Below are 13908 nucleotides of genomic sequence, written 5' to 3'. Positions count from 1 at the left end.
CATATCCCTGCCGAATCCGGAACCGGCCCGATCATGAGCGCATCGCCCCACGTCATCGACGTCACCACCGCCACTTTCGAAACCGACGTCCTGCAGCGGTCGTTGCAGACGCCGGTGCTGGTGGACTTCTGGGCAACCTGGTGCGGGCCGTGCAAGACCCTCACGCCGGTGCTGGAGAAGCTGGCCGCCGATTACGGTGGCGCCTTCATCCTGGCCAAGGTGGACGTGGACCGCGAGCAGGAAATCGCCGCCGCCTTCCAGATCCGCTCGGTGCCCAGCGTGTTCCTGCTGGTCGGCGGGCAGCCGGTGGATGCCTTCCAGGGCGCACTGCCGGAAGGACAACTGCGCCAGTTCCTGCAGCAGCACGGCATCGAACCGCTGGCTGGCGACGACGATGCCGCAGCCGTGGAGGCCCTCGACGCGGCACCGCCCGATCCGCACGCCGAGGTGGCGCGCCTGCGCCAGGCCATCGAGGACGCGCCCGACCAGGCCGACCTCAGGCTGGACCTGGCCCTTGCCCTGCTGAAGACCGGCGCCATCGCCGAGGCCGAAGGCCTGCTCGATGCATTGCCGGCCAACCTGGCCACCGACGACCGTGCGCTGCGCGCACGCGCGCGCCTGGGGTTCGCCGCGCTGCTGGACGGCGCACCGCCGGTCCAGGAGCTGGAGCGCACCCTTGCAGCCGACCCTGGCGACCTGCGTGCCCGGCACCTGCTGGCGGTGCACCACCTGGTCGACGGCGACACCGCCACCGGCCTGGAGCAGTTGCTGGAGATGCTGCGCCGCGACCGCGGCTTCGAGGACGGCCTGCCCCGGCGCGCCCTGATCGAGGCGTTCCGGGTGATCGAGGACGAGGACCTGGTGGGCCAGTACCGCAGGAAGATGGCGTCGCTGCTGTTCTGAGCGCCGCCCGGCACGCTCCCGGGACGGAAACGAAAAACGCGGCGCCAGGCGCCGCGTTTTTCGTTCATTCCCGCTTCGGAACGGCCCGGTCAGCCGGCCTTGGCCACCGTCTTCTTGGCCACGGCCTTCTTCGCCGCTGGCCTGGCGACGGTCTTCCTGGCTGCCGGTGCATCGGCGCCGGCAGCGGCACGCGTGCCGGCATGGCGGCGTGCATTGCCGTAGCTGGAGTTGTAGCGCTTGCCCTTGGCAGTCTTGCGGTCACCCTTGCCCATGTTTCAACTCCCTGATTTGCATGAAAAATCAACCAGCGCGCCACGCGCGACAGACCGGAAATCGTAGCACGCCGCCGTCAATGGACGCAGCCGGCATCATGGACGTGGCCGTGATTCAGGCGCAGGTTGAGCAGGTGCGCCATTCCGACCAGGGTGCCGCCGAAGGTCATCGCCACCGCATGCGGCACCGCTGATGCGTGCAGCGGCGGATACAGCAACCCCGCCCACAGCGCCAGCAGCCCGGGGACCAGCACGCTCAGTGCACGCAGCGCGCGATGCCGGCGATAGCTCCAGCCCAGGCTGAACAGGCCCAGCAGGGTGACGAATACCACCAGCACCCATTCGACCCCGCCGTCGAACCACAGGGAAAGACCCAGCGCCGGAAGCGCCGCCAGCAACAGCGGCGTGAGTGCGCAATGGATCGCACACAACAACGAGCCGGTCGCGCCAAAACGGTCCAGCAGGTCATGTCGGGCGTCAGGCATCGGGGCGGGGATGGCGTGATGGAATGGATACATTATAACATCCGAAACCCGCTGTCACTTGCCTGCGCCCCGCATGCCCATTGCCCGCCGCCCACCCGGCCGCTGCCGCACCCTCCTCCCACGCGCCGTGGCGCTGGCGCTGGCTACGCCCATGGCCGCCACCGCCCACGAACCGACTGAACTGCCTGCGGTCAGCGTCACCGCCTCGCCATTGGCCGGCGATGCCGAGTCCCTGGCCCGCCCGGTGGCGATCCTGCAGGGCGATGCTCTTGACCGGGCCAGGTCGGCCACCCTTGGCGACACCGTGGACCGCTTGCCGGGGGTGCAGAGCAGCTACTTCGGCCCGGCCGTGGGCCGCCCCATCCTGCGCGGCCTGGATGGCCCGCGCGTGCAGGTGCTGGCGAGCGGCCTGGGCAGCATGGACGCCTCCACCGTCAGCGCCGACCACGCCACCAGCATCGAGCCGTTCCTGGCCGACCAGATCGAGGTGCTGAAGGGCCCGGCCACCCTGCTGTTCGGCAGCGGCGCCATTGGCGGCGCGGTCAACGTGGTCGACGGCCGCATTGCGCGCGAAGTGCCCGCGCAGCCACTGTCCGGCCGCGTCGAACTGCGCGGCAACACGGTCAACGACGAGCGCAGTGGCATGTTCCGCCTGGACGGCGTCAGCAGGGACAACCTGGTGCTGCATGTGGATGGCCTGGTGCGCGACACCGGCCAGTACCGGATTCCCGGTGCGGCCCATGCGCTGCACGGTGATGCGCACGACCACGACGGCCACGGCCCGGACGACGGCCACGGCCGGCATGGCCGGCTCGGCAACAGCGACATGCAGACCCGCGCCGGCGGCATCGGCCTGGCCTGGTTCGGCGAGCGCGGCCAGCTGGGCATGGCCGCCAGCAGCTACCGCAGCCAGTACGGCATCCCCGCCGGGGCACACGTGCACGCAGGCCACGGCCACGACGACGATCACGATCTCCACGACGATGGGCACGGACACGATGGCGCCGATCACGGCGACGTGCGCATCGACCTGCGCCAGGATCGCCTGGAGCTGAAGGGTGGCCTCCTGGCACCCGCACCGTTCCTGGAGCGGATCGACTTCCATGGCGCCTGGAGCGACTACGAACACGTGGAACTGGAGGATGGCCTGGTCGGCACCCGCTTCACCAGCCAGGGCCACGACGTGCGCCTGCAGGCGGTGCAGAAGGAGGTGGGCGGCTGGCGTGGTGCATTCGGGCTGCAGTCGGGCCGGGTGGACTTCGGTGCCGCAGGTGCCGAGGCGTTCGTGCCGGCAACGCTGAGCCGCAGCACCGGCGTGTTCGTGCTGCAGGAAAAAAGTGCCGGCGCGCTGAAGCTGGAACTGGGTGCGCGCCACGACCGGGTCGAGCTGGACCCGGAACGCGGTCATCCCTCACGCCGCTTCGGTGCCACCAGCCTGTCGGCGGCGGCGATCTGGCAACTGGACCCGGCGCTGGACCTGCGCATGGGCGTGGACCGCTCCGAGCGTGCGCCCACCCAGGAGGAGCTGTATGCCGGCGGCCTGCACGTGGCCACCAGCTCGCTGGAGATCGGCGATGTCCACCTCGATACCGAAAGCGCGCTGCGCGGCGAACTGGGCCTGCATGCACACCGCGGCCGCTTCGACCTGGAGCTGTCCATCTACCACAGCCGCTTCGACGACTTCATCTACCTGGCCGACACCGGCGTGTCCGCGCACGGCGTGCCGGTGCGCCTGTGGACCCAGGCGGGTGCGAGCTTCACCGGCGCCGAGGTCGAGGCCGTGGTGCACCTGGCCGACGCCGCGTCCGGGCGCTGGGACCTGCGCCTGTTCGGCGACCGCGTGCGTGCCGGGCTGGATGGCAGCGGCACGCGCACGGCCGCATTCGTGGTGCCACACGATGATCACAGCCACGCCCATCGCACCGAACTGGACAACCATGGCCCGCTGCCGCGGATCGCGCCGGCGCGCATCGGCGCCAGCCTTGCGTGGGATCGTGGCGGCTGGCGTGGCGCACTGGGGGCGGTGCGCTACCAGGCGCAGGACCGGGTGGCGCGCGCCGAGGCACCGAGCCCCGGCTACACCCTGGTCGATGCGCATGTGTCCCATGCCTGGGACCGGCCCGGCGGCACGCGCTGGGAAGTGTTCCTGGACGGCAGCAACCTCGGCAACGTCGAGGCACGGCCGCACACCTCGCTGCTGCGCCAGTACGCGCCGCTGCCGGGCCGGGCGCTGGCGTTCGGCATCCGCGCCTGGTTCTGATCCCGCCGCCGGGCAGCCGCCCGATGGTGCTATGCGCCCTCGCCCTCGCCCTCGCCGTCGGCGGCCGTCGCGCAGCGCGCGCACAGGCCGTGCACCTCGAGCGTCTGCGCCTGCGGCTGGAAACCCAGCGCGCGGGCACGCGCGTCGAGCTGGGCCACCACCTCCCTGTCTTCCAGCTCGACCGCGCTGTGGCAGCGGTTGCAGATCAGGAACGGCACCGAATGCTGGGCGCTGTTGGGGTGGTGGCAGGCAACGAAGGCGTTGACCGATTCGAGCTTGTGCACGAAGCCGTTGGCCATCAGGAAATCCAGCGCGCGATACACGGTGGGCGGGGCGTCGGCACCGGCGCCCTTGGTTTCGCGCACCCGCTCCAGCAGGTCGTAGGCCTTCATCGGACGACCTGCATCGGCGATCAGCCGCAGCACGTTGGCGCGGATCGGGGTCAGGCGCAGGCCACGCTCGCTGCAGGCCCGCTCGACCGCCCGCACGAACGCATCGGCGCTGTGGACATGGTGGTGGGGATCGGTGCATGCGTGCGTGGGCATGGCGTCTCCGTGGTCAGGCCTTCGGAACCTTGAGGATGGCCGCATCGATGCGCTGCAGGGCCTGGTCGCGGCCGGCCAGGTACACGGTCCAGGAAATGTCCGGGCTGACCTGGGTGCCGGTGATGGCCACGCGCAGCGGCTGGGCGACCTTGCCCATGCCCAGTTCCAGCGCCGCGCCGGTGTCGTGCAGCGCCTGGCCCACCGCCTCCACGGTCCACTCCGGCAGCGCGGCGAGCAGCTCGCGCGCCTTGCCCAGCGCCGCGTCGGCACGGGCCTTCAGGTGCTTGGCCACCGCGGCCTCGTCATAGCTTTCCAGCGGGGTGTACCAGACCACCGCCTTTTCGGCCATTTCCTTCAGCGTCTGCACCCGCTCGCGCAGGGCCACCACCACCTCGGCCGGCGACGGGCCGGTGGCCGGGTCCAGGCCCAGCTTTTCCAGTTGCCAGGCCAGTTGCGGCGCGATCAAGTCCGGCTCGCCGGTCTTGAGGAAATGCTGGTTGACCCAGCCCAGCTTGGCCATGTCCAGGCGCGCGGCCTTGGAGTTGCAGTTGCGCACGTCGAACAGTTCGATCAGCTCGCTGCGGCTGAAGATCTCCTGGTCACCGTGCGACCAGCCCAGGCGCGCCAGGTAGCTCAGCAATGCGTCGGGCAGATAGCCCATGTCCTTGTACTGCATCACGTCGGCCGCGCCGGTGCGCTTGGACAGCTTGGCCCCCGCCTCGTCCAGGATCATCGGCATGTGGCCAAAGCGCGGCACCGGCGCGCCGATGGCCTGGTACAGGTTGATCTGGCGCGGGGTGTTGTTGATGTGGTCGTCGCCGCGGATCACCTCGGTGATGCCCATGTCCCAGTCGTCCACCACCACGGCGAAGTTGTAGGTCGGGTAGCCGTCCGGGCGCAGGATCACCATGTCGTCCAGCTCGTTGTTGGCGATCTCGATCCGGCCCTTGATCAGGTCGTCGAAGGCGACCACGCCGTCGAGCGGATTCTTGAAGCGGATGACGCGATTGGGATCGTCGCGGTGTGGCAGGCCCAGCTCGCGCGCCGCGCCGTTGTAGCGCGGCTTCTCCTGCTTCGCCATCGCCGCCTCGCGCATGGCGTCGAGTTCTTCCCTGGTTTCATAGGCGTAGTAGGCCTTGCCCTGGGCAACCAGTTGCCCGGCCACCTCGCGATAGCGTTCGACCCGGTCGGTCTGGTAGATCGGGCCCTCGTCGTAGTCCAGGCCCAGCCAGTCCATCGCCTCGAGGATCGCGTCGATCGCGGCCTGGGTGCTGCGCTCGCGGTCGGTGTCCTCGATCCGCAGCACGAACTGGCCGCCACGGTGGCGCGCCTCAAGCCAGCAGTACAGCGCGGTGCGGGCACCGCCGATGTGCAGGTAGCCGGTGGGACTGGGGGCAAAGCGGGTGCGGCAGGTCATGGAAAAAATGGAGCCGGGGAAAGAATCGGCGCATTTTACCCTGCAAGGCAAAAGCCCATGGCGCGCCCGCATCGGCGACGGGACGCACGGCCACCCGGCAGGGGGCCGGGCAACATCGGGGCCCGCGACGGGCGCCGCGCGCAGGCATGCAATGGGCGGAGCGTGGATTACGGGCCGGCGGCCACCACCACGCGGTTGCGCCCCTGGTGCTTGGCTTCGTAGAGCGCCTCGTCGGCGCGCTTGAACAACGCCTCGAAATCCTCTCCCGGCCCTTGCAACGCCACACCTACGCTGACCGTCACCGGCGCCGGCACGCCGGACTCGAACGCATGCGCCTCGACCGCCTTGCGCAGGTTCTCGGCCAGCGTGGCCACGTGCCCGGTGCGCACGCTGGGCAGCAGGACGACGAACTCCTCGCCACCCCAGCGCACCAGCCAGTCAGTGGAGCGCAACTGGCCCCGCAGCAGCTCGGCCAGCTCACGCAGCACGCGGTCGCCGACGTCATGGCCGCAGCTGTCGTTGACGTGCTTGAAGTGGTCGATGTCCAGCACCAGCAGGGCCAGCGCGTGCCCGGCGGCGGGGATGGCGCCGGCCGGCAGCCGCGCCCAGACCTGTTCCAGGCCGTGGCGGTTCAGGGCCAGGGTCAATGGATCGGTCGTGGCATGGGCGCGGTAGCGCTCGGCCTCGCTCTGCAGCGCGCGCCGCTCGGCCCGGTAGGTACGCAGCTGCAGCAGCGCGTAGAGCACGATGCCGGCCAGCCACACGCTCAGGATGCCCAGGTACCAGGTCTCGCGCGACAGCCCCGGACGCACGAAGGTGATCTGCTTGACCTCCAGGTCGTGCACGCCCTCGGTCATGGGGTAGGAGAAGTCCAGCCCCACCGTGACGACGTTGCCCAACTCCGCCTGCGCCAGCTCGCGTGGCAGCTTGTAGGCCAGGCGCCACCACTCGGCGACGGTGAACTCGTCCACGCTCAGCGACAGCGGCCCGCGCAGGTCCTGGGTCGGCAGGAATACCGAGTTGTACTTGGTGCTGTTGTTGTCGCCCACGGTGGAGTAGCGCGCGTCGAAATGGCGTGCGAACAACCGCAGCTTGGGCACGTCACCCTTGTAGAGGACATTGACCTCCACGTGCGTGTAGCCCGACAGGTCCACGCCACGGTCGGGGCCGGCCCCGATGAAATAGTTGATTGCGCAGTAATAGCGGGGGTCGTCGGTACCCGGCGGGTAGTGGCAGCGCAGGCGCCGCCGCTGGTCGTCCAGCCATTCGCCGGCCTCGGCGCGGCCGGGCACCGGGGTAGAGGACAGGACGGTCCCGTCCTTCGGCACCCGCGTCACGTCGAAGCGCACGGGCGGGATGAGGTCGTAGCCGGCAATGGCACCGAGGGTCAGCGCCACGCCCGCCAGCAGGGTCAGGGCGGCGCTCTTGCGGTGCCCGGAGTGGGACCTCGGAGTCGGGGGAACGTCTGCACCGGCCGCGTTCATGTGGCTTCCATCACGGTTGACGGGGGACGCCTGGACGACCACCCGGTTGATACGGAAAGGTAGCAGACGCAACCATCGGTTGCACCGGTTGTTCCGCGCCGATTCCCACCGCTGGCCGGTACACCGGTGGCAGCGCGGGGCGGGATGGGGCGGATCGACGGCCTACAATCGCGCCATGGCCACCCTGCTTGTTTCCGACCTGCACCTGGATCCGGCGCGACCGGAGATCACATCGCTGTTCCTGCGCTTCCTGCGCGGGCAGGCCGCCGAGGCCGACGCGCTGTACATCCTGGGCGACCTGTTCGAGTCCTGGGTCGGCGACGACGACCCTTCCGCCGCCGCCGCCGAGGTCGCCACCGGCTTGCGTGCACTGGCCGATGCCGGCGTGGAGGTGTGCTTCATGCACGGCAACCGCGATTTCCTGCTCGGACACGCGTATGGGCGACGTTGTGGCATGCGCCTGCTGCCCGATCCGGCCGTGGTATCGCTGTACGGCGAGCCGGTGCTGCTGATGCATGGCGACCTGCTGTGCAGCGACGACACCGCCTACCAGGCCTTCCGCGCGCAGACCCGCGATGCGGCCTGGCAGCAGCGCTTCCTGGCCCAGCCGCTGCCGGCACGGCTGGCCTTCGCCGAACAGGCACGCCAGGCCAGCATGGCCCGGCAGGAGGCGATGATCGCCGGCGACCGGGCTTCCTTCGAGACTGTCACCGACGTCACCCCGGCCACGGTGGAGGCGATCCTTGCGCGCTTCGGCGTGGCGACCCTGATCCACGGCCATACCCATCGCCCGGCCATGCATGCGCTGCAGGCCGGTGGCCGCAGTTGCCGGCGCATCGTGCTGGGCGACTGGTACGAGCAGGGTTCGGTGCTGCAGGTGGACGCGGACGGAATGCGGCTGGAAGCACTGGCCACCGCCCGCTGACCACGGCAGTGGCTGCTTGCCGGGCAGCCCTTGCGTGTGGCCACGGCAGCGCCGGGCCGTTGCGGCGACGTGCCTTCCGGAGGTCGCCGGCAAGATCGGCTTCTACCGGGGCCAGGCCTGCACCGCTTCGGCCTGGCGCAGGGACGCCAGCTCGTCCTCGTCGAAGCCGGCCAGCAGGCGCGCCTGGATGTTGAACGGCCCGCGCAGGTAGCCGCTGGCGTACTCGGCCAGCAGTTCGCCGAACCGCGCGCGCGGCTCCACCCCGGCGCGCTCGCAATACCAGCGGTACCAGCGCGATCCGGCAGCCACGTGCGCCACTTCCTCGCCCAGGATCACCTCCAGGATCTCGACCGTGTGCAGGTCGCCCAGCGCGCGCAGGCGCGCGATCATGCCCGGGGTCACGTCCAGCCCGCGCGCTTCCAGCACGCGCGGCACCAGCGCCATCCGCGCCAGGCCGTCGTGCGCGGTCTTTTCGCACATCTCCCACAGGCCGTTGTGCGCATCGAAATCGCCGTAGTCGTGGCCCAGCGCGCGCAGGCGGTCGCGCAGCAGGATGAAGTGGCGCGCCTCGTCGTCGGCCACCCGTACCCAGTCGCGGTAGAACGCCTCGGGCAGGCCGCGGAAGCGGTACACCGCATCCCAGCCCAGGTCGATTGCGTTGAGCTCGATGTGGGCGATCGCGTGCACGAACGCGGCGCGGCCCACGGCGCTGCCAAGGCCGCGCCTGGGCAGTTCGCGCGGATGCACCAGCCGCGGTCGCGGCGGCCGGCCCGGCATGCGGATGGGTTGCGGCGGCGGTGCATCGGCCGGCACATGCAGTTCGCCCCGGGCGAAAGCCGCGGCATGGCGATGGGTCAGCGCGACCTTGTCATCCGGGTCGCTGGCGGCCAGGCATTGGGCCGCGGCGTCGAACAGCGAGTTCATCGGCGTGCCCGCGGGCCGAAGGAGCGGACCATGGACGGCTGCCGGCATCGTGCCGTTGCGCCACCGCCGTGCGCCGGCGATGCGGGGCGGCCAGCACGCCGGCCGCCACGGCCGTTACCGGCCATCAGGACGCCGCGCGCCGCTTCTTCTTGGCTTCGTCGCTGCGCATCTGGCCGATGCGGTCGAAGTAGCCGGCGTCGATGCCGGTCACGTACTTGCCGTCGAAGCAGGACGAGTCGAACCGCTGCAATTGCGGGTTGCCCTCGCGCACCGCCGCCTCCAGGTCTTCGAGGTCCTGGTAGATCAGCCAGTCGCAACCCAGCAGCTTCTCGATCTCCTCGACGCTGCGGCCGTGGGCGATCAGCTCGTCGGCCGAGGGCATGTCGATGCCGTAGATGTTGGGATGCCGCACCGGCGGTGCGGCACTGGCCAGGTACACCTTGCGCGCACCGGCGTCGCGCGCCATCTGCACGATCTGCTGGCTGGTGGTGCCGCGCACGATGGAGTCGTCGACCAGCAGCACCACCCGGTTGCGGAATTCCAGGTGGATCGGGTTGAGCTTGCGGCGCACCGATTTCACCCGCTCGCCCTGCCCCGGCATGATGAAGGTGCGGCCGACATAGCGGTTCTTGATGAAGCCCTCGCGGTACTTCACCCCCAGCACGTTGGACATCTCCAGCGCCGCATCGCGCGAGGTGTCCGGGATCGGGATCACCGTGTCGATGTCATGGTCCGGGCGCAGGCGCAGGATCTTCTCGCCCAGCTTCACGCCCATGCGCATGCGTGCCTTGTGCACCGACACCTCGTCGATCATCGAGTCCGGGCGGGCGAAGTACACGTACTCGAAAATGCACGGCGCGCGCTGCGCCGGCTCGGCGCAGACCTCGGCGAACATCCCCCCGCGCGGGGTAATCACGATGGCCTCGCCCGGCTGCACGTCGCGCACCCGGTCGAAGCCCAGGATGTCCAGCGCCACCGACTCGGAGGCAAGGATGTACTCGGCGCCCTCGCCGTCCCCGCGCCGGCCCAGCACCAGCGGGCGGATGCCATGCGGATCGCGGAAGGCCACCAGCCCCAAACCGAGCACCACGCTGACCACCGCATAGCCACCCGCCACCCGGCGATGCACGCCGGCCACGGCACGCAGCGCCGCCTCGGGGGTGAGCTCGCGCTGCATGTCCAGCTCATGGGCGAACACGTTCAGCAGCACTTCGCTGTCCGAGTCGGTGTTGATGTTGCGCCGGTCCTGTGCGAACACCTGCTGGCGCAGGGCGTCGGTATTGGTCAGGTTGCCGTTGTGGGCCAGGGCGATGCCATAGGGCGAGTTGACGTAGAACGGCTGCGCCTCGTCCAGCCCTTCCGACCCGGCCGTGGGATAGCGGCAGTGGGCGATGCCCACCCGGCCTTCCAGCACGCTCATGGCCTTGGCGTCGAACACGTCACGCACCAGGCCATTGCCCTTGTGCACGTGCAGCCGGGTGCCATCGGCGGTGGCGATGCCGGCGGCATCCTGGCCGCGATGCTGGAGGACGGTCATGCCGTCATAGAGTTGCGCGGCGACATCCTGGTTGCCAACGATACCGACGATGCCGCACATGATGCGTAGTCTCCGCGACGGTCACTGACCGGGATTGGACGAAGGCGGCGGTGCCGCGTGTGCCGGGGCATCGTCCCCGGGCGCCGGAGCGGGCAGCGCCCCGGTGACCATCATGGCCGCCGCGGCGGCACGTCCGATGGCGTCCCGTTCCAGGAGCGAATTATCGCCGCTCGGCCTGCCGTTGCCAAAGTCCAGTTCATCCGCCGCCCATGCCGGCAGCCAGCGCGACAGCCATTGCGCGCCAGGCACCAGGACCGGCACCGCCCGCGACTGGGTCCAGGCCGGCTCCTGCGGCAGCCGGCTGAAGGCCATCAGCAGCACCAGCATGCACCCCACCAGGCCGCCGCGTGCCAGGCCCAGCGCCAGGCCCAGCGCACGATCCACGCCCGACAGCCCCACCGACGCCAGCAGCCTGCGCACGATCCAGCCGACCAGGCTCACCAGCAGCATCACCGCCACGAACGCCACCACGTAGCCGCCCAACAGCTCGGTCGCCCCCGGCTGGCCATCGCCGCTGAGCCAGAACGCCAGCTCGGCGCCATAGCGGAACGCGAACCACCCGGCACCCAGCCAGGCCACGATCGAGGCCACGGCGCCGACGAATCCCCGCATCACCCCGAACAGCGCCGAGATGGCCACGACCGCCAGCAGCACCAGGTCGATGGAATTCATGCCGCAGCCACGCCCAGGCGATCGGTCACGGGTGCGGGACCACCATGCCGGCACCGAAGCCGCCGGCGGCCAGGCGCGCCTTGGCCTGCTCCGCCTCGGCGCGGCCGTTCATCGGCCCGACCCTGACCCGGTTGAGCAGGCCCTTGTCGGTGCGCACCGGCTGCACGATGGCGCTGTAACCGGCCGCGCGCAGGCGATCACGCAGGGCATTGGCATCGGCGGTACTGGCGAACGCACCCATCTGCACGGCGAAGCCCACGCCACTGGCAGCCGGAGCAGCGGGCGGCGCGGGTGCCGGCGTGGGCGCGGTTGCCGGCTTGGGCGCGGGCGAGGTGGCAACGGGCGGCTGCGACCGGGCCGGCGCCGGATCGCTGCTGGCGCGGGTCACAGTCCGCTCGGGGACCGCCGCCGCAGCAACAGTCGGCGCAGGCGCAGGCGCGGCCGCGGCCGTGGTTGCAGCCGCGGGTGTCGTCGCAGGTGTGGCCGGCGCCGCTGCGGTTTGGCCCTCGCCTTCACCGGCATCCAGGGCGATCACCTGTGCATTGACATCGTTGCGGATGCGGATGGCCTGCAGCCTGCCGGCCTCGGCCAGCGCACGGTCCGGATACGGCCCGACCCGCACCCGCCAGGCCTTGCTGCCATTGAGCGTGGCCGTCTGGCTGAAACCGGCCAGGCCGGCCTGGCGCAGGCGCGCCAGGACCGCGTCGGCATCGGCCGCGCTGGCGTAGGCACCAAAGCTGACCGCCCATTGCCCGGCCGCGCTGGCCGGATCGGGCCGCGCAGCGGGTGCATCGTCGGCAGCCGCGGCTGCGGCCGGTTCCTGCGCCGGCGACGGCAAGGGGCCCCGGGACGCGTCCGATGGTGGTGCCAGCAGCGGCAGCTCCCGGGTCTGGTACTCGCCAGAAGGCGCATCGGGCACGCGCATGGACACGTCGGCCACGCCGCTGTCCGGTGCCGGCCCCTGGACCAGCATGGGCAGGAAGATCACCGCCAGCGCAACCAGCACGACGGCACCGATCAGGCGTTGTTTGAGCGTGGTGTCCATGCGTTCGCGCTTTGGGAAAGCCGCGGCGATTATAGGCCCGGGTCCGGTTGCCAGCCCGTCAGCGGCCTGAATGCAATGCCACCAGCGCCGCCGCCGCGGTGTGGAACGAGCCGCACACCAGCACCCGGTCGCCCGCCACCGCCGTGCCCACGGCGCGTTGCAGGGCGCCGGCAACGTGCGCGTCACGGCTGCCGCTTTCCGCGGCGGTACCGCTCAGGCGCGCGGCAAACGCGGTCACGTCCTGGCCACGCGCGATGTCCTCCAGGCCCGCCAGGTGCCAGCGCGACACATGCGGTGCCAGGGTCCGGACCACCGCGGCCGCATCCTTGTCGCCCAGCATCGCCAGCACCGCGGCAGTGGTCCCGGCCGCGGGGTGGGCACGCAGCCAGGCAACCAGCTCGCGCGCGGCCTGCGGGTTGTGGGCCACGTCGACCACGATCTCCACGCCATCACGGTGCAGGCGCTGCAGCCGCCCGGGCAGCGCAGCAGCGGCCACGCCGTCGGCACAGGCCTGCGCGGTGAGTGCGCGCCCGGTGACCGGCGCCAATCCGCGCAGCGCAGCAATGGCGGTGGCGGCATTGGCGTACTGGACCGGTGCCGCCAACCGCGGCGACGGCAGCAGCAGCTCGGCACCCGGCTCGCGCCAGCGCCAGTGCGCCGCATCCACCGGCTCGTGGAAGAAATCGCTGCCCAGGCGGATCGCGCTGGCGCCGATGCGATAGGCGTGGCCCAGCACACTGGAGGGCGGATCCGGTTCACCCAGCACCAGTGGCTTCCAGGCACGGGCGATACCGGCCTTCTCCCGCCCGATCGCCTCGCGGTCGGCGCCCAGCCAATCGGTGTGGTCGATGTCCACGGTGGTGATCACCGCCACGTCCGCATCGACCAGGTTGACGGCATCCAGGCGGCCGCCCAGCCCGACCTCCAGCACCGCCAGGTCCAGTTGCGCGTTCTGGAACAGCCACAGCGCGGCCAGGGTGCCGTACTCGAAGTAGGTCAGCGGGGTGTCGCCGCGCGCACGCTCCACCAGCGCGAAGGCATCGGCCAGGGCCTGGTCGGTCGCCTCGCGCCCGTCGATGCGCACGCGTTCGTTGTAACGCAGCAGGTGCGGCGAGGTGTAGGCACCCACCGTCCAGCCGGCGGCGCGGGCGATGGCCTCGATGAAGGCCACGGTGGAACCCTTGCCGTTGGTGCCCGCCACGGTGATCACTCGCGCCGCAGGGCGCCCCAGTGCCATCCGCCCGGCAACTTCGTGCACCCGCTCCAGGCCCATCTGGATGGCGTGCGGGTGCTGGCGCTCGATATGCGCCAGCCAGTCGGCCAGGGTGCGCTGGGGATGCGGCACGGTCACTCCATGGGCAGGCACCTGGAGCATGGCC

The 13908-nt window shown here is 70.7% G+C and carries 13 protein-coding genes; 3 read left to right on the top strand and 10 right to left on the bottom strand.

Going from position 1 to position 13908, the window contains the following annotated elements:
- Positions 1-33: 33 nt before the first annotated feature.
- Complete coding sequence (trxA, locus tag ACEJ41_RS03575; RefSeq protein ID WP_374013424.1) at positions 34-903, top strand: thioredoxin; 870 nt, start codon at positions 34-36, stop codon at positions 901-903.
- An 89-nt stretch (positions 904-992) separates the two neighbouring features.
- Here trxA and ACEJ41_RS03570 read toward each other — a convergent pair whose 3' ends face one another.
- Positions 993-1175, bottom strand: coding sequence for a 30S ribosomal protein THX (locus ACEJ41_RS03570; protein WP_374013423.1), 183 nt, complete (start codon positions 1173-1175; stop codon positions 993-995).
- A gap of 77 nt (positions 1176-1252) precedes the next feature.
- Positions 1253-1693 (bottom strand): MerC domain-containing protein, encoded by a 441-nt coding sequence (locus ACEJ41_RS03565; RefSeq protein ID WP_374013422.1) that lies wholly within the window; start codon positions 1691-1693, stop codon positions 1253-1255.
- A 40-nt stretch (positions 1694-1733) separates the two neighbouring features.
- Here ACEJ41_RS03565 and ACEJ41_RS03560 point away from each other — a divergent pair, with 40 nt between their 5' ends.
- On the top strand, positions 1734-3920 hold the full coding sequence (locus ACEJ41_RS03560; RefSeq protein ID WP_374013421.1) for a TonB-dependent receptor: 2187 nt from the start codon (positions 1734-1736) through the stop codon (positions 3918-3920).
- A gap of 29 nt (positions 3921-3949) precedes the next feature.
- On the opposite strand, the gene ACEJ41_RS03555 is transcribed toward ACEJ41_RS03560, so the two are convergent.
- The 3 genes from ACEJ41_RS03555 to ACEJ41_RS03545 all read right to left on the bottom strand — a co-directional run bounded on the left by ACEJ41_RS03555 (position 3950) and on the right by ACEJ41_RS03545 (position 7366).
- Positions 3950-4465 (bottom strand): transcriptional repressor, encoded by a 516-nt coding sequence (locus tag ACEJ41_RS03555; RefSeq protein ID WP_374013420.1) that lies wholly within the window; start codon positions 4463-4465, stop codon positions 3950-3952.
- Between the two features lie 13 nt (positions 4466-4478).
- Positions 4479-5882 carry a glutamate--tRNA ligase gene (gene gltX, locus ACEJ41_RS03550; RefSeq protein WP_374013419.1) on the bottom strand — a complete coding sequence of 468 codons (1404 nt, stop codon included), beginning with the start codon at positions 5880-5882 and terminating at the stop codon, positions 4479-4481.
- Between the two features lie 167 nt (positions 5883-6049).
- Positions 6050-7366, bottom strand: a complete 1317-nt coding sequence (locus ACEJ41_RS03545; RefSeq protein ID WP_374013418.1) for a GGDEF domain-containing protein — start codon at positions 7364-7366, stop codon at positions 6050-6052.
- Positions 7367-7541: 175 nt separating this feature from the next.
- Between ACEJ41_RS03545 and lpxH the strand changes: the two genes are divergently transcribed.
- Positions 7542-8291, top strand: coding sequence for a UDP-2,3-diacylglucosamine diphosphatase (lpxH, locus tag ACEJ41_RS03540; RefSeq protein ID WP_374013417.1), 750 nt, complete (start codon positions 7542-7544; stop codon positions 8289-8291).
- Between the two features lie 102 nt (positions 8292-8393).
- Here the strand turns inward: lpxH and ACEJ41_RS03535 are convergent, their stop codons facing one another.
- The 5 genes from ACEJ41_RS03535 to folC form a co-directional block, all read right to left on the bottom strand.
- Complete coding sequence (locus tag ACEJ41_RS03535; protein WP_374013416.1) at positions 8394-9215, bottom strand: ferritin-like domain-containing protein; 822 nt, start codon at positions 9213-9215, stop codon at positions 8394-8396.
- A gap of 124 nt (positions 9216-9339) precedes the next feature.
- Positions 9340-10812, bottom strand: a complete 1473-nt coding sequence (purF, locus tag ACEJ41_RS03530; RefSeq protein ID WP_374013415.1) for an amidophosphoribosyltransferase — start codon at positions 10810-10812, stop codon at positions 9340-9342.
- A gap of 21 nt (positions 10813-10833) precedes the next feature.
- Positions 10834-11484, bottom strand: a complete 651-nt coding sequence (locus ACEJ41_RS03525; protein ID WP_374013414.1) for a CvpA family protein — start codon at positions 11482-11484, stop codon at positions 10834-10836.
- Between the two features lie 25 nt (positions 11485-11509).
- Positions 11510-12529 (bottom strand): SPOR domain-containing protein, encoded by a 1020-nt coding sequence (locus ACEJ41_RS03520; protein ID WP_374013413.1) that lies wholly within the window; start codon positions 12527-12529, stop codon positions 11510-11512.
- 58 nt (positions 12530-12587) lie between these two features.
- Positions 12588-13880 carry a bifunctional tetrahydrofolate synthase/dihydrofolate synthase gene (gene folC, locus ACEJ41_RS03515; protein ID WP_374014054.1) on the bottom strand — a complete coding sequence of 431 codons (1293 nt, stop codon included), beginning with the start codon at positions 13878-13880 and terminating at the stop codon, positions 12588-12590.
- Positions 13881-13908 lie beyond the last annotated feature (28 nt).

It is taken from the genome of Pseudoxanthomonas koreensis (genome assembly GCF_041890415.1).
GTDB lineage: Bacteria > Pseudomonadota > Gammaproteobacteria > Xanthomonadales > Xanthomonadaceae > Pseudoxanthomonas > Pseudoxanthomonas koreensis_A.
Note: the sequence above shows the minus strand (reverse complement) of the source record. Positions and strands in the feature narration are given on the sequence as shown.

Coding starts and splice junctions, on each gene's coding strand:
- trxA (WP_374013424.1), top strand. CDS start 34: ATGAGCGCATCGCCCCACGTCATCGACGTCACCACCGCCACTTTCGAA.
- ACEJ41_RS03570 (WP_374013423.1), bottom strand. CDS start 1,175: ATGGGCAAGGGTGACCGCAAGACTGCCAAGGGCAAGCGCTACAACTCC.
- ACEJ41_RS03565 (WP_374013422.1), bottom strand. CDS start 1,693: ATGTATCCATTCCATCACGCCATCCCCGCCCCGATGCCTGACGCCCGA.
- ACEJ41_RS03560 (WP_374013421.1), top strand. CDS start 1,734: ATGCCCATTGCCCGCCGCCCACCCGGCCGCTGCCGCACCCTCCTCCCA.
- ACEJ41_RS03555 (WP_374013420.1), bottom strand. CDS start 4,465: ATGCCCACGCACGCATGCACCGATCCCCACCACCATGTCCACAGCGCC.
- gltX (WP_374013419.1), bottom strand. CDS start 5,882: ATGACCTGCCGCACCCGCTTTGCCCCCAGTCCCACCGGCTACCTGCAC.
- ACEJ41_RS03545 (WP_374013418.1), bottom strand. CDS start 7,366: ATGAACGCGGCCGGTGCAGACGTTCCCCCGACTCCGAGGTCCCACTCC.
- lpxH (WP_374013417.1), top strand. CDS start 7,542: ATGGCCACCCTGCTTGTTTCCGACCTGCACCTGGATCCGGCGCGACCG.
- ACEJ41_RS03535 (WP_374013416.1), bottom strand. CDS start 9,215: ATGAACTCGCTGTTCGACGCCGCGGCCCAATGCCTGGCCGCCAGCGAC.
- purF (WP_374013415.1), bottom strand. CDS start 10,812: ATGTGCGGCATCGTCGGTATCGTTGGCAACCAGGATGTCGCCGCGCAA.
- ACEJ41_RS03525 (WP_374013414.1), bottom strand. CDS start 11,484: ATGAATTCCATCGACCTGGTGCTGCTGGCGGTCGTGGCCATCTCGGCG.
- ACEJ41_RS03520 (WP_374013413.1), bottom strand. CDS start 12,529: ATGGACACCACGCTCAAACAACGCCTGATCGGTGCCGTCGTGCTGGTT.